General features: G+C 67.3%; 16 protein-coding genes and 1 tRNA gene. 11 read left to right on the top strand and 6 right to left on the bottom strand.

Annotation, left to right across the window (positions count from 1 at the left end; translation table 11 throughout):
* Nucleotides 1-2,566: PQQ-dependent sugar dehydrogenase (locus tag D0D37_RS24260; RefSeq protein ID WP_116202863.1), on the bottom strand; the 2,566-nt coding region annotated here is incomplete at its 3' end.
* Between the two features lie 106 nt (nt 2,567-2,672).
* Nucleotides 2,673-2,945 (bottom strand): L,D-transpeptidase family protein, encoded by a 273-nt coding sequence (locus D0D37_RS48110; RefSeq protein WP_244223649.1) that lies wholly within the window; start codon nt 2,943-2,945, stop codon nt 2,673-2,675.
* A 37-nt stretch (nt 2,946-2,982) separates the two neighbouring features.
* On the opposite strand from D0D37_RS48110, the gene D0D37_RS48105 reads away from it, so the two are divergent.
* Nucleotides 2,983-3,348, top strand: a complete 366-nt coding sequence (locus D0D37_RS48105; RefSeq protein ID WP_244223648.1) for a hypothetical protein — start codon at nt 2,983-2,985, stop codon at nt 3,346-3,348.
* Nucleotides 3,349-3,570: 222 nt separating this feature from the next.
* Nucleotides 3,571-4,089 (top strand): hypothetical protein, encoded by a 519-nt coding sequence (locus D0D37_RS24250; protein ID WP_116202861.1) that lies wholly within the window; start codon nt 3,571-3,573, stop codon nt 4,087-4,089.
* Here the strand turns inward: D0D37_RS24250 and D0D37_RS24245 are convergent.
* Nucleotides 4,073-4,966 (bottom strand): serine/threonine-protein kinase, encoded by an 894-nt coding sequence (locus D0D37_RS24245; protein WP_116202860.1) that lies wholly within the window; start codon nt 4,964-4,966, stop codon nt 4,073-4,075. The genes D0D37_RS24250 and D0D37_RS24245 overlap by 17 nt on opposite strands.
* A gap of 17 nt (nt 4,967-4,983) precedes the next feature.
* Nucleotides 4,984-6,726, bottom strand: coding sequence for an HsdM family class I SAM-dependent methyltransferase (locus D0D37_RS24240; RefSeq protein WP_116202859.1), 1,743 nt, complete (start codon nt 6,724-6,726; stop codon nt 4,984-4,986).
* A 77-nt stretch (nt 6,727-6,803) separates the two neighbouring features.
* On the opposite strand from D0D37_RS24240, the gene D0D37_RS24235 reads away from it, so the two are divergent.
* Both D0D37_RS24235 and D0D37_RS24230 read left to right on the top strand, forming a co-directional pair.
* A complete protein-coding gene (locus tag D0D37_RS24235; RefSeq protein ID WP_116202858.1) occupies nt 6,804-7,553 on the top strand; it encodes a PP2C family protein-serine/threonine phosphatase in 750 nt (249 codons plus the stop codon).
* A gap of 63 nt (nt 7,554-7,616) precedes the next feature.
* Nucleotides 7,617-7,701, top strand: a tRNA-Ser gene (locus D0D37_RS24230).
* A gap of 51 nt (nt 7,702-7,752) precedes the next feature.
* Here the strand turns inward: D0D37_RS24230 and D0D37_RS24225 are convergent.
* Complete coding sequence (locus tag D0D37_RS24225) at nt 7,753-9,195, bottom strand: MFS transporter (protein WP_116202857.1); 1,443 nt, start codon at nt 9,193-9,195, stop codon at nt 7,753-7,755.
* Between the two features lie 128 nt (nt 9,196-9,323).
* Between D0D37_RS24225 and D0D37_RS24220 the strand changes: the two genes are divergently transcribed.
* The 7 genes from D0D37_RS24220 to D0D37_RS46815 all read left to right on the top strand — a co-directional run bounded on the left by D0D37_RS24220 (nt 9,324) and on the right by D0D37_RS46815 (nt 15,064).
* On the top strand, nt 9,324-10,082 hold the full coding sequence (locus D0D37_RS24220; RefSeq protein ID WP_208720117.1) for a TetR/AcrR family transcriptional regulator: 759 nt from the start codon (nt 9,324-9,326) through the stop codon (nt 10,080-10,082).
* 42 nt (nt 10,083-10,124) lie between these two features.
* Complete coding sequence (locus tag D0D37_RS24215; protein WP_116202855.1) at nt 10,125-10,502, top strand: YybH family protein; 378 nt, start codon at nt 10,125-10,127, stop codon at nt 10,500-10,502.
* 371 nt (nt 10,503-10,873) lie between these two features.
* Nucleotides 10,874-11,134 carry a hypothetical protein gene (locus D0D37_RS24210; RefSeq protein WP_009084635.1) on the top strand — a complete coding sequence of 87 codons (261 nt, stop codon included), beginning with the start codon at nt 10,874-10,876 and terminating at the stop codon, nt 11,132-11,134.
* Between the two features lie 5 nt (nt 11,135-11,139).
* Nucleotides 11,140-11,388: a hypothetical protein gene (locus tag D0D37_RS24205; protein WP_116202854.1), complete on the top strand. Its 249-nt coding sequence runs from the start codon at nt 11,140-11,142 to the stop codon at nt 11,386-11,388.
* A gap of 7 nt (nt 11,389-11,395) precedes the next feature.
* The gene (locus D0D37_RS24200; RefSeq protein WP_116202853.1) at nt 11,396-14,146 is read left to right on the top strand and encodes an FtsK/SpoIIIE domain-containing protein; all 2,751 of its coding nucleotides are present in this window, start codon (nt 11,396-11,398) and stop codon (nt 14,144-14,146) included.
* Nucleotides 14,143-14,514 (top strand): hypothetical protein, encoded by a 372-nt coding sequence (locus D0D37_RS24195; protein ID WP_116202852.1) that lies wholly within the window; start codon nt 14,143-14,145, stop codon nt 14,512-14,514. Before D0D37_RS24200 ends, D0D37_RS24195 begins: the two co-directional genes overlap by 4 nt.
* Before the next feature lie 343 nt (nt 14,515-14,857).
* Nucleotides 14,858-15,064, top strand: coding sequence for a hypothetical protein (locus D0D37_RS46815; RefSeq protein WP_162834447.1), 207 nt, complete (start codon nt 14,858-14,860; stop codon nt 15,062-15,064).
* Nucleotides 15,065-15,117: 53 nt separating this feature from the next.
* Here D0D37_RS46815 and D0D37_RS24190 read toward each other — a convergent pair whose 3' ends face one another.
* Complete coding sequence (locus D0D37_RS24190; protein WP_341867994.1) at nt 15,118-17,529, bottom strand: endonuclease/exonuclease/phosphatase family protein; 2,412 nt, start codon at nt 17,527-17,529, stop codon at nt 15,118-15,120.
* Between the last annotated feature and the right edge of the window lie 95 nt (nt 17,530-17,624).

The following is a 17,624-nucleotide window of genomic DNA, read 5'->3' as shown; positions in this document are numbered from 1 at the left end:
CATCCGTAGTCGGATACCCAAGCCCCCGCTCCCACCCCAACGCAGCCCACTTATCCCGAATAGCCCCACCAATCTGATGCGCCCCAAGGGAAGGAGTCCAATAAACCGACCCACCAGTAAAGTGATTGAACCGCCCAACCCCATCAGGAGTCCCGGACTCGTCAGTAGTCGGATACCCAACCCCACGCTCCCACCCGAGCGCAGCCCACTTGACCCGAATCTGCCCCTGCACCGAATGCGCCCCGGTAGCCGCAGTCCAGTAGATCGAAGCAGCCTGACTCCCCGGCGTGCCAATCAAATGGTTGTACCGCCCCACCCCATCCGGAGTCGAAGTCTCATCGGTAACCGGCGGCCCGTAAACCTGATGCCCGCCAATAGCGAGATACCGGTCCAGAATCCGGCCCCCGATCTCATGCACCCCGGTAGCCGCGGACCAGTACAAGCGCCCATTCGCATAAGCCCGATACCGCACCGGCCCGTCGACAACCTCAGGCCCCGCAGCCGCACCAAGCAAACTCCGCAACCCAGGCTCAGCCGCATACCGCTGATCGATCGCCGTCACATAGTTGGCGGTAAGCGTCGTATCACCAGCGCCAACAGTGATCGACCACGAAGACGTAGCCGGACCCCCTTGCCAGCCAGCGAACTTCGACACCCCATCGGTGCCGACCGACGCCGCAGTCACGTCAAATGTCGCACCCTCAGTGACCATCGCGCTGCTGACGCCGCCCTCGCTAGGGATGCTCAACGCGGCAGGCTGCGTCCCCACCAACGTCAACCGATGCTGGCGCGGGTAAGCCACATACGTCTTACTGGCCTGCACCCCCGCGCTATCGGTAACAGTCGCGGTGAACTCCATCCGAGAGTCAGTGTGATCAGTAAACGGAACCGTCAACGTCGGCCCAGTCGCCCCATCCCCAGGGTGCACATGGCACGCCCCAAGATCCGGACAGTGCCGAATCAACGACGTCCACGTAACCGGAAGCGACCCGTCCTCAACGTCAGTAGCCGTGGCAGACAACGAAACCGGCTCACCGACCGCAAAGTCCTTGTTCGGCGCGGACAACGTCAACACCGGCGAGTGGTTTCCCGGCGCGACAGCAATCTTCGCGGTCCCGACACCGCCAAGCGGATCCTTGACAGTCAACGTCGCAGTGAACGAAGCATCGTCCCCATACTGATGGCTGGCCTGAACCCCGGCTCCGGTAGTGCCATCGCCGAAGTCCCATGAATAGGTGAGCGGATCACCATCAGCGTCAGTAGAACCGCTGGCATCAAAGGAAACCGTACGAGTATCCGGATCCGTCGACGACGTCGCCTTAGCCACCGGCGGAGCGTTGTTCGTCGAGTAGCTCAACCGCCGCAGGACCCCGGAGTTGAGGTCAGTGAAGACGATGTCCCCGTTGGGCGCAGCGGAAATCCGAGTAACCCCACCGACATTCTGGAACGGCGCGGGACTCGAAGGCGCCTGCGTGAGCTTGCCCTGCGTGTCGTAGCGCAGCGTCCAGATCTTCTGCCCCGCATAGTCCCCGAAGAAGTACGCGCCCTGGTAAGCAGCGGGATAAGTGCTTCCCCCGTACACAATCCCGCCAGTGACACTGTTGCCCTGCGAGGGGCCAGTCCCGTGCTGGTAGTCCCACAACGGCGGAGTATTCACCGCCGTTGCGCACCGCGCGTCGGTCGAATAGCCCGGCGTCAGGTGGTTCCCCTCGTAGCAAGGCCAAGCGAGATTCGCGCCCGGCTGCACGACATCCAGCTCTTCCCAGGTGTACCAGCCGACGTCGCCGACCACCGGCAGGCCGCTCTTCGGGTCCAGACTGAACCGGAAGGGGTTGCGGAACCCGCTCGCGAACACCTTGCTGCGGGCGGAATCCGGCGCGGCGGCGTTGTAGTACGGATTGCTCGGGACGCCCTTGCCGTCTGCAGTGAGGTGCAGGATCTTGCCGAACGGTGAATCGAGGTCCTGCGCGACGAAGGCGACCGGGTTGGTCTTGCCCGCGTCGCCGTTGTCGCCGACGGAGTACCAGAGCGTGCCGTCCGGCGCGGGGTAAACCGTGTCGAGGCCGTGGATGTAATACGGGCTGCCGGGCAGGTCGAAAATCACCTGCTCGCCGGTCAGTCCGGACGGATGTCCCGCTCCGTCGAGCCGCACGGTGAACTTGGCGGCGCGCAGCGTGTACTGGCCGTTGCCCAGCGACACCGAGCGGTTCAGGTAGATCTGGTGCGAGGTGGCGTAGTCCGGCGCGAGCGCGATGCTCGTAAGGCCCATGTCGCCCTGCGTCTCGACCGGGAAGGTCGCGATCCGCTGCGGCGCGCCGCCGCCCGCGGCCGGGACCCAGTTGACGACGCCGGACTTGCCGAGCGCCAGCACGCTGTCGTCGGGCAGCCAGGCGAAGTCGGTGAACTCGTACTGTCCGAGTCCGGTCGGCAGGTCCCGCAAGACGAACCCCGGCGGCAGCGCCGGAGTATCGGCTGCTGCCGCCGGGGCGACCGCGGTGACCGCGACAGGGACGGCGACGACCGCGAGTGCGGCCACGAGAAGGGAACGGAGCTTGCGCCAGGCCATCCAGGCCCCCTTTCTGAGCCTTCGGTAATCGCTCAGAAAGGGGAGGAAGTTGCCTCTAACGGGTGATTTTTACTCGACCGTGACACTCTGGGTCTGACGCTCTGGGTCAGGGCACGACCTGAACCACATCACCGACGTGCAAGGTGTTGAAGAACCGCAGCGACGAGGTCGCCGACAGGTGGACGCAGCCGTGCGAGTACACCTTCAGGCTGCCGGTGTGGAACGCGTCGCCCGGGTAGAAGAAGACCGAGTTCGGCATCGGCGCGTTGTCGAACTCCTTGCTCAGGTGCATCTTTTCCTTGGACGTCACGTGGAACGTGCCGGTCGGGGTCGCGTGCCCCTTGCGCCCGGGCAGCATCGAGACGGGGCCGTAAATCACCTTGCCGTCCTGCAGCAGCCAGGCGTGATGCCCGGAGATGTCGACGCAGGCGCTGGTGCCCGAAGCCGCGGCAGCCGCCGCGCATGGGACGTCGGCGGTGCTCGCATCCGAATCGGCCTTCGGCTGCGGCTTGGGCGCGGGCTTCGGAGTGGGCTTCGGCGTCGGAGTCGCGCTGGTGCTTGCCGGGCTGCTGCTGCTCGCCGGGGCAGAACTGCTGGTCGGCGCACTGGAAGACGAGCTGGGCACGCTCACCGCGGCAGGGACCGCCCCACTGCCGGAAGCCGACCCGGCCGCGCCGCCGGAGCACGCCACGAGCCCGAAAGCCGCGGCCAGCGCCGCCATCCCCACCAGAACCCTTTTCACGATCCGGTACCCCCGTATTCGGTCGGGTCACCATCAGTAGGACCCGTATCACCCGAATAGACGACCATCACCCCCACAGGGTTGCTCGGCAATGGTCACGATCCGGCGTATCCACCCTCGGGTTGAACCGCGGATCCACCCGGCACCAGCCCGCACGCCGACGAAAACCGCACTGATTCCGGCGAGGCTGGAAGCACGCCGGGCAGCCTCCCGGCACCCGCCGCCGGCCGGGCGAAGCCGACCACCTCCGCGAAGGAGCACCGTGAACCTCGGCCCGCTCACCATCGTTCTCTACGTCGCGATCGCGGCGCTCGTCCTCTACCGGGTCGTCTACCGGCAGTGGCGCGGCACGCTGCTCAGCCGCAAGCGGTTGCTGACGCTGCCGTTCATCCTGACCGCGATCGGCGCGTTCTCCTCCGCCACCGCGTTGCAAAGCGCGACCGTGACGGAATACACGCTGCTGGCTGGCGATGTCATAGTCCTTGGCCTGCTGGGCGTCCTGCGCAGCTCCACTTCGGTCCTCAGCGCTCGCGAAGGCACGACGTTCGTGAAGGGCACTCCGCTCACGCTGGTGCTGTGGTTCGCGACCATTGGCGTACGCGTCGGCTTCTCCTTCATCGGAGCCGCGCTCGGCGTCAGCAACACCGTGACGTCTTCGACGATCATGCTCACGATCGGCGTCAGTATCGGCGTGCAGAACCTCTTCACCTACTACCGCATCCAGAAGCTTGGGCTGCCGCTGTCGGAGCAGACGCCGACGAGCATCAACGCTCGCCGCTAAGCCCCACCATGCGCGCGTACATCCGCGAAGGGCTCAGCACCGTTGCCGGGTGCAGGAATCCCGGCAACGGCGGCAAGTCCCGCGCGAAAGGCACGAGATGCGCGTACAGCACTTCCGCCCCAGAAGGTCGCACCGAAGGATCCTTCGCGAGCGTCGCGGCGAGAAGCGCGTTCAACTCCCGCGGTACGCCGGGAACGACCGGCGCTGTTTCCTTCACCTGCTTGTCGAAGACCGCGTACGCCGTAGGCCCGGTGAAGACCGGACGGCCAGTCAGCATCTCGTGCAGTACGCAACCAAGCGCGTACAGATCGCTTCGCGGCTCCGCGTGCCCCCGTTGGATCTGCTCCGGAGCCATGTACGACGGCGTACCCAGCAGCTGTCCCGCGCGCGTGAAGCGAGCGGTGTCGGCTTCGCGTAACACAGCGAGCCCGAAGTCCATTACCTTCACACTGCCGTCCGGGCAGAGCATCAGGTTGCCTGGCTTGAGGTCACGGTGACAGACCGCGCGAGCGTGCGCCGCCGACAGCACCGCGGCCGCCTGCGCCGCGATCGCCGCCGCCCACGGCACCGGCAGCGGACCGTGCTCGGCGAGCAGATCGTCCAGCGTCACGCCTTCGACGAACTGCATGACCTGGAACAACCGGTCGTCATGAGCGCCGAAGTCGTACAGCGTGGGCGCGCCGGGATGGTCGAGCGTCGCGAGGATGCGCGCTTCGCGGGCGAAGCGTTCCTCCAGCTCTTCGTCACCGCCAGGCAATCGCAGCAGCTTGATCGCGACGCGCCGGCCGAGCCGCTGGTCGAGTCCGCGGTGCACCGAACCCATGCCGCCCCGCCCGAGCGGCAGATCGTCGACCTCGTAGCGGTCCGCGATCAGCATGGGCCCCCTCACAGCGCTCACCCGCCACCGGGCTTCAGCCGTCCTTCGGCGAGTGCGGCAAAGCCTAGCCGCACCAGGTCGCGGCCGATTTCCGCGGTTTGCCGCAGTGCCCGGTCGAAGTCGGCGAGCGCGCGGAACGCGACGCCGTACGCACGCTGCGTTTCGAGCGGATGCCGCAGCACCTTCAGCCGGCGCGCGTCGATCCGAGTCGACGCGCTGTGCACCGGGAAGTCGGCGGCGCGCAGGCACCCGGCGAGGAACTGCGCGTCAAGCAGCTCCGGATCCACGCGATAACGGGAAAGCGCTGGCCCGAGCCGCACCGGCGCTCCACTGTGGACGATCACCGCGCCGGTGACCGACGCGACCACATCGCCTTCCTGCGCGAACACCGCCGCCGGGTCCGGCGCGGCATGGCCGGTCGGCGGGCCGCCGAGGAGGACGTCGTCAGTGGTCAGCACGGGTTCGTCGCCGCCAGCGGTACGCGGCGACGCGTGCGTGATCCGCAGCGCGCCCGCCTTCACCAGCTCGCCGACGGTGGTGTGCGCCGTTTCGCCGGAAGCCGGCTCCAGCTTGGGCAGCTCGATCCCGATCTGCCCGAAGAGCCGTTGTGCGGCAAGGAAAGCCTCGCCCGAGTCGCTTTCTCCAGGGCGTCCCGACGGCGTGAGGTCGACGTCGTCGTCGAGCACGTCGATGATGCGTTCGCCGGTATCCGGATCGGCCAGAAAGTCCTGCCACACCTGCTCGACGTCATCCGCAGTGGTGTCGGCGATCAACACGGTCGCCGGCGCGCGCTGCTCCGGCTCCGGTCGTGTGAGCAGCCAGAGATCGGTGCCGGCCGCGAGCGTGCACACCGCGCGCAACGCGCCGGCGCGAAGCAAGTTCGCCCGGATGCGTTTTCCGCTCCGCCGTCCGGCCGCCGCTCCCGGCATCAACACCGCCACCGCGCCGCCAGGCTTCACGTGCGCCAGGCAGTGCTGCACCCACGCCAGCTCCGACTCGCCGCGCGGCGGCAAACCGTACTCCCACCGCGCGTCGCCGACGAGTTCCTCGTGCCCCCAGCCGCGCTCGTTGAACGGCGGATCGCACAGCACGACGTCCGCCAGCCGATCGGCAAAAGCGTCCGCGCGCAACGCATCCGCCGCGTGCACCTCGGTGTCCGCGCCGTGCAGCCGCAACCGGATGCCAGCGATCCGCGCGGTATCCGGGTCGACGTCCTGGCCCCGTGCCCGCGTGGCCGCCGCAGCCAGCAGCAGCGACCCGAACCCGCATGCCGGGTCAAGCACCGTGGCCCCCTTCGCGCCGGTCAGCCGCACCATCAGGTCGGCGTACGCGGTCGGCGTCGTGGAGAGCCGACGGGCGTGCGCTTCGAAGAAGCGGTCGCAGAGCTGCTCGAACGTCTCCGCCGCACCTTCGCTCGCGGCAAGCTGGGAGATCAGCACCAGCAACTCCGGATCGTCCGGGCCCTCGGCATCGTCCGCGAGATACTCGCCGACCGCCGCCAGCCGCGCCCCGAGGTCGAGGTCGTCGCCGAGCGCGCGCAGCCGTTGCCACGCCTCGTCAATCGGAGCGAGTTCGAACGGACGACCGCGCCCGCGCAGCCACTCCTGGACCTCCGGCAACGAAAACAGCGGGCTGGACGCCGTGCCGCCTACCGGTTTGGGAAAATCATCGTGGCGCCGCCGCCAGTTGCTCACCGCCGCCCGGCGCACGCCCGCCAGGCGCGCGATGTCGGCCGCACTCACCGCCGCGTCGTCTGCCATGACGAGCACGATAGCCGACGACAGCGGTTTCCATCGTTTTGCTTGTTAACTCAGTCAACCAATGGTTTTATGGGGACATGGCCACCGAGCAGACCCGGTTCGCCCTGCGCTACTCCGCAGGCTCAGACCAAGGGCGACGACGCACCAACAACGAGGACTCCGTGTACGCCAGCGGGCGGATGCTCGTGGTGGCCGACGGCATCGGCGGCCAGCCGCACGGCGAAGTCGCCAGCTCGACCGCGGTCAGCGTGCTCGCCTCGCTCGACGCGGAGCTGCGCACGCTGGACCTCACCGCGCACAACCTGTCGAACCTGCTCTCCGACGGCGTCCGCCGGATCGCCGGACAGCTCGCCCAGGTGGCCGAGGAAACCCCCGCCACCCAAGGCATGGGCACCACCCTCACCACGCTGCTATTCGACGGCACCCACTTCGCCGCGGCCCACGTCGGCGATTCCCGCGGCTACCTCCTGCGCGACGGCGAACTGCAGCGCATCACGCGCGACCACACGCTGGCCCAGGCCCTGGTCGAAGACGGCACCATCAGCGCCGCCGACGCCGACCACCACCCGCGCGGCTCGATGCTGATGAAGGCGCTCCTGAGCACCGGCTCGGCCGAACCGGACGTCTGGGAGTTCGTCCCGCAGGCCGGCGACCGCTACCTGCTCTGCTCCGACGGCCTCACCGCGGGCGCCAGCGAACCGGCCATCCTGGACGTCCTCGCCTACGGCGCCCCGGAGGAAATCGTCCCGCGGCTCATCGCACTGGCCAACGAGGGCGGCGGCCCGGACAACATCACCATCGTGGTCGCCGACGTCGTCCCGGCCTGAACCGGTTCGCGCAGGTCGGACCACCTGCGGAAGCCCGGAGGGCCATCCGGTATTCTTCCCCACGGAGGATTGGCCGAGCGGCCTAAGGCGCACGCTTGGAAAGCGTGTTGGGTTCACGCCCTCGCAGGTTCGAATCCTGTATCCTCCGCTGCAACACGACGAAGGTCCCGATCGCAGTGCGGTCGGGACCTTCGTCGTTTCAGCGAGTGCGAGCGATCACCACCGCCGCGCCAAGAGTCAGCACCGCGCACACCGCCGCCGCCACTCGGGTTTCCATTCCGAAGGCCGCGAAAGCCGCCTCGCGCAACGCATCCCCGGGCGGAAGCTTCGCTGCGGACTCCAAGGTTTTCCCGGCATCCGACGGCATCGCCGAGCGGTATACAGCCGCGCCGATGCTTCCCAGCAGCGCGATACCCATCGCGCCGCCGAACTCCGCTGACGTCTCCGCCATCGCCGACGCCATTCCGGCTCGCTCCGGGGGCGCGGCGGAAAGGATCACGTCCGTCACCACCGCCGCGACTCCGGCGATGCCGAGCGACACGACCGTGAGCGCGGCGATGAAGTACGTGACTCCGGGCGGCTGCAGCGTCAGCAGTCCGAACCCCGCCGCGGCCACGAGCAGGCCGATCGCCATCACCCGCGGTTTGCCGATCCGGGCGGCCAGTGTGGCGGCGATCGCGATTCCGACCGGCATCACGACGAACGTCGGCAACGACCACACTGCCGACTCCAGCGGGCTCATTCCCAGCACGACCTGCAGGTATTGCCAGGTGAACAGGTTGAATCCGACCAGCGCGAACGTCGCCAGCAGGTCGATCAGCAACGGCACCGCGAAGGCGCGCGACCGCACCAGCGCGAGGTCGATCAGCGGGTGCGCGGCGCTGCGCTGGCGGCGCACGAAAGCCACACCGACCGCGAGACCCGCGACGCAGCTCACGACCGCCAACCAGTCGAACCCGTGCGCGGCGATCTGCTTGATGCCGTAGACGATTCCCAGCACGGACACGATCGACAGCACCGCGCCGAGCAGGTCGAACCGCCCTGTCGCGGGGGTCCGGTGTTCCGGCAGCACCAGCGGGCCGAGCGCCAGCAGGAGAACCATCACCGGAACGTTGATCAGGAACACCGAGCCCCAGCTGAAGTGCTGGAGCAGCAGGCCGCCGATGATCGGGCCCAGGACGGCACCGCCCGCGAAGCCCGCCGTCCACAGGCCGACCGCGGTCGCGCGCTGCCGGGCGTCGTGGAACATGTTGCGGATCAACGCGAGCGTGGACGGCGCGAGCGTCGCACCGGCGATGCCGAGCAGCATCCGGGCGGCGATGAGCATCGTCGGCGTGGCGGCGAAAGCGGCGACGATCGACGCTCCGCCGAACGCCGCCGCCCCGGCGAGCAGCAATCGGCGGCGGCCGATCCGATCGCCGAGCGTGCCCATGGTGATGAGCAGCCCGGCGAGCAGGAAGCCGTACGAGTCCATGATCCACAGCAGCTGCGAATTGCTCGGCTCCAGATCGGCGGTCAGCGACGGCATGGCCACGAACATCACCGACATGTCCATCGACGCCAGCACGCACGGCAGCAGCAGGACCGCCAGTCCGATCCATTCCCGTGGACCGGCTTTCGCGGAGGTAGTTTCTTCGAACATGCGTACAAAGTACGCACACCCGCCATCGATACTCAAAACCTTTTAAACACCACAATCATCCAGCTTCTTCCGGGCGAGTTAGACTTTTCGCACGGTCTTTCGATGTGTGACGAAAAGAGGTGCCTCGAGTGAAGTGCGGGTCCTGCGGAAAGCCGCTCGCCGCTCCGGATCGAGGGCGGCCGCGGCAGTACTGCTCAAGGGCTTGCCAGGCGAAGGCGTACCGGGCGCGCAAGGCGGAGTCCGAGGAGGACCGCAGTCACCTGACCGTCGACCGAGTCGTGCAGGCGGGAATCGCGGTCGCGGACGCAGAGGGGCTCGAAGCGCTGTCGATGCGCCGGGTGGCGGCCGAACTAGGCGCGGGGACTATGGCGCTTTACCGACATGTCGCGTCCAAAGACGACCTGGTGGCACTGATGGTCGAAGCGGCGCTCACCGAGGTCCCGCCGCCGGAAACCCCGCCGCGCGACTGGCGCGACGGACTGGAGCGCGCCGCCTACCGCGACTGGGACCTCTACCACCGCCACCCGTGGATCCTGGCGAAAGTGCTGGTGACGACCCGAACCCACGACAGCCCCGCGCTTTCCGCGGACAGCGAGCACGCCTTCGCTTCCTTCGACGGTCTCGATCTCGACCCGGCGGACGCGTTCCGGTACATGTTCCTGTTCGCCTCGTACGTGCAAGGCGTGGCGCTCACCTACGTCAGCGACGTGGAGGCCGAACGCCGCGGCGCACCGGCGCACAATCCGAGCTTCGACGCGTACCCACGACTCGGCAGCGCGATGCGGGCGATGGCCGATCCGTGGAATCTCGACGAGCTGTTCGCGTCCGGGCTTTCCGGTGTCCTGGACGGGATCGCGGCCGATCTGGCGCGCCAGGGAGTGCTCTGACGACGCACAATCCCACCCCTCGGACGCTGGCAGAATTGGTTCATGGACCACAGCGCAGCTCAAGAGTTCGCCGACCGCTGGGCAAAGGCTTGGAACGCCCACGATCTCGACGCACTGATGACCCACTTCGCCGACGACGTGACGTTCCGGTCCCCGGTCGCCATCCAGGTGATCGGCGGCGACGGAGTGCTCCGCGGCAAAGCGGCGCTGCGCGCGTACTGGGCCGAGGGGCTGCGCCGGATTCCCGATCTGCGCTTCGAGGTCGTCGGCGTCTACGTCGGACTCGACGCGCTCGTCATCAACTACCGCAACCAGAAGGGCGGACTGGTCAACGAGGTCCTGGTCTTCGACGGTCCGCTCGTCGTCGAGGGTTACGGCACCTACCTCGGAGACGACCCGAATCCGGCCGGGGCTCGCTGAGCCGGGGCACGGGCCGTCGCTGTCCGCAACCGCGGCAGGGGCTGGGATCGGCCGAACGGTCCTACCCGCTAGGCTTCGCCGCAGACTTCATCGCAGCCGTCCGGAGAGGTTCGCCGGTGTCACGAATACCGTTTTGACCTGGGCGTTGGCCGTCGCGCACGCCGTGAAATCCCGCAGGTCAGAAGGCTGAAACGCGGGTTTCGGGCTCCCCGTGCGCACCCTCGGAGCCGACGCCCGACAGGCCCCGGACTGCCGACCGCGTCCGGGGCTTTGTCGATTCTCCCGTTCTCACTTACTTACCGAAGACACCTGATCACGCTAAGTTTGTATGTGGTCGTTTCAGCCCACGACGCACCGAGGAGCCCGCCCCCATGGCCGGAGTGGAAGAGATCCGCGCTGGTATCGCGCTCGCGAACGAGAAGGCGTCCGCGAGCATCGCCGCGCTGCAGCAGGCAGCGCAGGCACTCGAAGAAGCACAGCTGTCGCTGTCCCAAGCCACCCAGGGCAGCAGCCAGCACGAGGTGAACCAGGCGCACGGCCTGCTCGCCGAAGCGCTGCAAGGGATCACCGGCATGCAGAGCACCATCCAGGCCGGCATCTCGTCGGCCGATTCCTACTCGGCGCGGCTTTAACGCCGATGTCGGGGCTCGCCGAAATCCACCAGTTGCTCACCGCCGCGCGAGCGGGGGTCGGCGACGGACGGGCGCACGCCGAGCGGGCGAGGACTCTGCTCGGCGACGCCCGGCGCGCACTCGTCGACGCGCAGGCCAAGGCAGATCCGTGGCTGCCGGGCCAATGGGCGCAGGCCGACGAGGCGCTCGAGCACCTCCTCACCCGTTTAGCCGCCGCCGACGATTTGGTGGGCGGATACCAGTCACGCCTGTAGGGATGAGATGGCCAGCAAGGCAGCCGAGCAACGCAACCGTGTGCAAACCGCTCTCGACCGGGTCCGGCACCAGATCGGGCTCGTGCTCGGGGCCGCGGCCGGCGCGCGCGAAATGGCCGAGGCCGAGGTGGCCCGGCTGACGCTGGAACAGGAGATCGTCCGGGTCGGCATGGACCACGCCGATCCGGCGCGGCAGACGGAATGGGCGCGGCATCCGGCGGCGCACGAGGTGTTCGCCTCGCTCAGCGGCACCCGCACCGCCTTCTACCAAGACTGGAGCGCCGGTCCCGGCGAGTTGCGCGACCTCGTCGCCGCGCACGCGCCGGGACCGGCCGGACGGCCGCCGAGCGAATGGCTCGGCCGCGTCGGCACGAACCCCGGCGTCACCGCGCCCGGGTTGTGGCGAGTCGGTTCGGCCACCACGGCCGGACGCGACATCTCGCGCACGTTCGACGTCGCCGTGCCGTTGCTGGACGAATCGCACCTGGCCATCACGTCCGCGCCGAAAACCCGGCCGGTGGTGGACGGAATCGTGCAGGGCCTGCTGATGCGCGTGCTGTCGGCGTTCGAGCCCGGCGCGGTGAAAATCCACCTGTGGGACGTCGGCCAGCTCACCGCGATCCTGCCGGACCTGTACCCGCTCAGCCGCACGAGCGCGCTGTCGCTGTACGACCCGACGCGGCTGGAGGATCTGCTCGACGAACTCGCCGGGCACATCCGCCGGATCCACGCCACCGGCATGCAAGCGGGCCACACTTCGTTGCGGGAAGTGCGAAAAGCCACCAACCAGCGCTTGGAGCCGTACCGGATCGCGGTGCTGTACGGCAACGGCGAAACCCTCGACGCGGAACGCGCGCGCGACCTCAAACGCGTGGCCAGCGGTGCGCTCGCGGCCGGGATCTGCCTGATCCTGGTGGACGTGCCCACCGCGGTGAGCGCGTCGATCGAAACGCTGAGCCTGCTGGACGAACGCCGCGCGGTCAGCAGCATGACCGGCAGCGACCTGGTCGTGGACCTGGATCCGCCGATGCCGTCCGGGCAGGTCATCCGGGCGGCGAACCGCATCGCCGAAGCGCTGATCTCTCGCCAAGGCGGGCCTAGGTCGTTCGCCGACCTGATGCCAACCGAGATCGGCCAGGAAAGTTCCGCACGAGAACTGCGTGCGCCGATCGGATTCCACGAGGGCGAAGCCGTCGAAGTGGTGATCGGCGACGCGAGCCCGCACGCGCTCATCGGCGGCCCTAGCGGTTCCGGGAAAACGAACTTCCTGTACGCGTTGCTGGGAAGTCTCGCCGCGCGCTACACGCCGGACGAGCTGGCGTTGTACCTGCTGGACTTCAAGGAAGGCGTCTCGTTCGCCGGTCTCGCGCCCGGTCGCAAGGACTCCAGCTGGCTGCCGCACGCGAAACTGGTCGGGGTCAATGTCAACACCGACCGCGAATTCGGGTTGGCACTGCTGCGTTTTCTCGCCGACGAACTACGTCGCCGCTCTGCCGCCGCCAAGGAGCACGAGGTCACCAACCTGGCTGACCTGCGCGAACAGGATCCGGGCGGACACTGGCCGCGGATCGTCGCGGTGATCGACGAATTCCAGTACCTCTTCGCCGGTCGTGATCAGGTGACCGCGCAAGCGACGCAGTTACTCGAAGACATCGCGCGACGCGGTCGTTCGCAAGGCATTCACCTGGTCCTTGCCAGCCAAGACGTCGCAGGCATCGAAGCCTTTTGGGGCAAGCCCGCAGTATTCGAGCAGTGCACGCTGCGGATCGCGATGCCGAAGGCGCGCCGGGTACTCGCCGAGACGAACAACGCGGCTGTCTCCGCACCTAAGTGGCATGCGGTGATCAACCACGATTCCGGTGTCGCACACGGGAATCAGCTCGCGCACGTACCGGATGCCAGCACCCGCAACGTTTTCGTGAACCTGCAGCAAAAGCTGTGGGAACTCTATGCTGGCCGATTCTCGCGGCCACGCCTGTTCGACGGTGCGCATTCACCGGTGCTCGAACAGTTCCCTGCGTTCGTGGAACTCAAGCCGAGCCCCCAGCCGCGCGCGATTCTGGGTCAGTCGATCGACGTCACCGAAGCCGCTTGTGGTGTCGAACTGCCTCGGGTACCCGGCCGGAACATCGCAGTACTCGGCGGCGCGACCGCAGAGGCTTTGTCCATTATGGACTCTGCCGCCCGATCGCTCTCCCGACAACTGGAACTCGGGCAGGTCGAATTCCTGCTCCACTGCCCGATCGTGGCCAGCTCGCCAGCGGTCTTGGACTTGAAGAGCCGCCTGGAAGCCGAGGGCCATATTGCGACGCTCACCGAAGACCTTTCCACCGAGCTGGAATCGATCGTCGAGTCGCTATCCACGACGACGCCGCGCATCCTGCTGCTGTACGGAGTGGACGCTGCGCTGCCTTCGTTGGAGGCAAAAGCCGTCGGGCAGTTGAAGAGCGGCCTCGATCACCTGCGTACGTTGCTGAAAAACGGTCCCGCGCACGGCGTGCACACCATCGGCTGGTGGCGCAGCATCGCGCGACTCAAGGACACGCTCGGGTTCGGCGGCACAGACGACATCGGCACTTGGGCTGCCCTAGACGTCCAGGGCAACGAACTGTCGCCGTTCGCCGCAGGGCAGGTCGTGCATTGGTCGCCGCGACCAGGCCGGGCATTGTTCTTTGACCGCACCACGCACGGGGCTCCGGAAGTCATCATCCCGTTCCAGCGCCCAGAAACCGAGCCGACCGCGGGAGGCACGCCGTGACCGAGGGAACCACCAGCCCCGCCATGCGGTACAAGGAAATCGTCGGCCTGGCCCGCGGTTCGGCGGACAGCCTGCGCGCTTGGGAACTGGCGCGGGCGGACGAGATCGAACGCCAGCTGGCGGACGCGCACGCTGCAGTTGCTGCTGCGCAGGATCGGGAAGAGAAGACCCGCGAACGCGCGAGCCGATGGTGGAAAATGGCGCTGCACAACGTTTCGCGACTGAACTTCGTGGAGGCGCTGGACGACCCGCAGCCGGTTACTACGGCGCGGCCGCAGTATTTGGATCGGTATCTGGAAGAGGTCAAGCCGAGCTATCAGGAGCTGGTCCAGGCGGTGCTGGGGCTTGGCTGGCGCGCGAAACGTTAGCTACGAATGGAATCTCGCCGGAACTTGGTGCACTTGGCTGGCGAAAACGCTTCAGAAAGTGGCTCAACCTGCCCGAACGACGTGAGAGTCGCGCAAATCGCGGGACCATATCACCAGGTCAGCAACCCCTTGGCGAGTCTGCTCTTAAAGTCACGGCACCCGCCTGGGAGCCACGCGCCAGCCCCAGCGTGGATCTGCCCACGTCGTCATGATTCACCCGTTCGTGTGGTTATGCATGCAAATGCATACAGGTTTATTCGATGTAGGTACCGCCCGGTTCTCGCCGGTGACATCACACCTGGCCCGCAGCTCGGGGCGATCTACGTAGGGAAAGGCGTACGTCGTGACGGCAACGGTGGCGGAAGTCGCGGCAATTGTTGCCGCGTCCGGCACGCTGATAGGAAGTATTGCTCGGCCGCTCTTTAAGTGGCTGACGGCGAGGACCTTCGCGGCGAAGGCTCTGCCTCAAGATCTTCCCAAGATCGCCGAAGCCCTCCACGATCCAGACAATCGCGGACAGGTGGATCGGCCAAGACAGCAGCATCCGTGAGGGGAACCCTGACGGAATCAGAGTCCCTCAGGGTTCCCCTCACGGACAACTAGCTACGCCGTACGGTGCAGAAAGCGGTCCAGCTGGTCGAGCACATCGTTGGCGAAGTCCGCGAACGGATTCCCCGCCGAAGGACGGAATCGCACCACCTGCGGGTCATGGTCACTCGCCTGGTCTGCGAACTCAGCGTTGACATGCACCACGTCGTAGTCCACCCCACGCGGAGCGGCAGAAGCCAGAATGTGGTCCAGCACCTGCGACTGCCCCTCGAACACATAGCTGTACCGCTCAGCAGGCGGCAGCGTCGAGATCAGATCCTTCAACAACCCACCCGACGTAAGCTTCGCCAGCGCGGGCGAGAACTGGTAATCGTTCAGGTCACCAGCCACCACAACGTTCGCCCGCGGGTCCGCTCCGAGCAGTTGCGACACAAACCCCTGCAGCACCGTCGCCTGCTTCTGCCGCTGGATCTCGGAACTGCGCGTCGGCGGCTGGTAGCGGCCGTGCGTCGGCTGGTCGCCGCCCTTTGAGTTGAAGTGGTTGGCCAGCACGAAAACCGTGCGCCCGCGGAACACGAACTCTCCCGCCAACGGCTTCCGGCTGTCCTCCCACGCCTCGTTACCCGGGTCGACCCGACCGGGCGACTGCGTCAGGTGTGCCTTGCCATGGTCGGAAGTCACTCCCACTGACGAAGTCGGGCTGCCACCCGGCCGATCCACAAAGGACACCCGTGATGGGTTGAACAGGAAGCCGACGCGGATGTTCCCACCAGGCTGTCCGCCGTCCTGGTCGTTCACCGGGTCGATCTGCCGCCACTGGTATTGCGGGCCACCGGCGGCGACGATCGCGTCGGTGAACTTCTTCAGCGTCGCGTCCGCGTCGACAGTACCGTCGTCGGTCGCGCCGCTGTTGTCCTGGATTTCCTCCAGGGTAACGATGTCCGGGGTCGCGAGGTTGTCGACGATGCCGTGCGCGAGCTGCGCGTACTTGGTGTCCGAATCGGACGGTGCGAGGTTCTCGACGTTGTACGTCGCCACCGCAAGCTCGCCCGGACGCTGCTTGCGCGTGGTTTCCCGCTGCAGCTTGTTGTCCTTCGCCGCACCCAGCTTCGACGCGAACAGCGTGTACCCGCCGAAGTTGCTGTACTCCACCGGGCCGGAGGTGACGCCGGTGAGCACGTCACCGGTGTTGACCTTCGGAGCCGCCTGCTGTGAGGACGGAATGATCGACTGGACCTTCAGCACACCAGTGTTGATCTTGTCGTAGCCAAGGTAAACCGTCCCGCCGCGCGGCGTCGGGTTCTGCTGCGGCTTCGTGGTCACATACAGCTCGCCGTACTTGTTGCTCGGGCCGACCACCCGCGCATCAGAAACCTGGACGATCTCGCTTTCGTGCGATTCCCAGAAGTCCAGCGCGTACTTCGACGGCTCAAGCGGCAGCGATTCGATGTTGCCGCCCGCGTTCGGAGCCAGCATGTCCGGCACCTGGTCGGCCGTCAGCACAGTGGGAGCAGGCAACGGGTTGCCCGAAGAGCCGACCGTCCACTGTGCACTGGTCAGCTCGGTCAGCGACTGGTAGTTCGAGGTCGCGGGCGCATCCGGGTAGTACTCCTTGACCTTGCCCTGCGCAGTGATCGCGTCGCCGACCGCCACGTCCGGCGTGGTCGATCCGGTGAAGACGAACAGGCCCTCACTGGTGCGCGGGTCGCTGTCCGGATGCGGGTCGGTCATCCAGAACCCGCGCGCCGAGCCGAAGCCGCGCACCGCGGTGACGACGCCGGTGACGTCGTCGACCTGCTTGTCCTTGAACGGCGAAATCCGCGTGGTGCCCTGGATGTCGTGGATCTTCGCCGGGACACCGGGTTCGCCGGGCTGGGTGCCGGTGGTCTCGCCCTTGGTGTTGGTGGGCGTCGGGTCGCCGACGGCGAAGTCCGAGCTGTTGTTGTCGGTATCGGCGAGCGTCGCCGCGCGTGCGACCGAGGTCGTGTTGGACGGCGCGGCGGCCGGATCTCCTTCGCGGACAACGGCATCGCCGAAGCCGACGAGATCCTTGACCCGGCTGTCAGCCGCGCAATCAGCGGCGGTCTTGCAGGTCAGGGGCGCGCTGTCGGACACGAGCGCGACGGTTCCGGAGGTCGCGGACATCGCGATGCCCCCGGTCGCGTCGGGCGTCGGCAGCGCGACAGTGCCGCCGTTCCCCTTTCCCTCCGCGACGAGGTAGCGGCCCTTCGGCGCGACGGACCCGGCCAGCGGCGTGACCTGCCACTTGCTCGACGCGCTCGCCGAACCAGGCAGGTACTGGACGCTGTAACCATCAAGTGCGACGGGCGCGCCGCCGTGGTTGGCCAATTCGATGAAGTCGTTGGTCAGCGTGGCGCCGGAATTGCCGCCACCGCCGTAGACCTCGGCGATCAGGGCGTCCGCGCTCGGCGCCGCCGAAGCGGGCGCGGCCAGTCCGCCAAGCACGAGAGCAGCGGCGGAGACGGCAACCGCGCCTCTGGTCAGTCTTGCCCCACCGGCGCTGCGGCCCCCGGCGGGACGACGGGATATGGTCACCCTGA

The sequence above is a fragment of the Amycolatopsis circi genome, assembly GCF_003385235.1.
Taxonomy (GTDB): Bacteria; Actinomycetota; Actinomycetes; order Mycobacteriales; family Pseudonocardiaceae; genus Amycolatopsis; species Amycolatopsis circi.
This window is presented reverse-complemented; position numbering and strand designations above follow the sequence as displayed.

What these genes read in the sequence shown, in the direction of transcription:
- D0D37_RS24225 (WP_116202857.1), bottom strand. Translation starts at nt 9,195, where the DNA reads ATGTTCGAAGAAACTACCTCCGCGAAAGCCGGTCCACGGGAATGGATC.
- D0D37_RS24215 (WP_116202855.1), top strand. Translation starts at nt 10,125, where the DNA reads ATGGACCACAGCGCAGCTCAAGAGTTCGCCGACCGCTGGGCAAAGGCT.
- D0D37_RS24240 (WP_116202859.1), bottom strand. Translation starts at nt 6,726, where the DNA reads ATGGCAGACGACGCGGCGGTGAGTGCGGCCGACATCGCGCGCCTGGCG.
- D0D37_RS24210 (WP_009084635.1), top strand. Translation starts at nt 10,874, where the DNA reads ATGGCCGGAGTGGAAGAGATCCGCGCTGGTATCGCGCTCGCGAACGAG.
- D0D37_RS24200 (WP_116202853.1), top strand. Translation starts at nt 11,396, where the DNA reads ATGGCCAGCAAGGCAGCCGAGCAACGCAACCGTGTGCAAACCGCTCTC.
- D0D37_RS24245 (WP_116202860.1), bottom strand. Translation starts at nt 4,966, where the DNA reads ATGCTGATCGCGGACCGCTACGAGGTCGACGATCTGCCGCTCGGGCGG.
- D0D37_RS24205 (WP_116202854.1), top strand. Translation starts at nt 11,140, where the DNA reads ATGTCGGGGCTCGCCGAAATCCACCAGTTGCTCACCGCCGCGCGAGCG.
- D0D37_RS24235 (WP_116202858.1), top strand. Translation starts at nt 6,804, where the DNA reads ATGGCCACCGAGCAGACCCGGTTCGCCCTGCGCTACTCCGCAGGCTCA.
- D0D37_RS48105 (WP_244223648.1), top strand. Translation starts at nt 2,983, where the DNA reads ATGTCGACGCAGGCGCTGGTGCCCGAAGCCGCGGCAGCCGCCGCGCAT.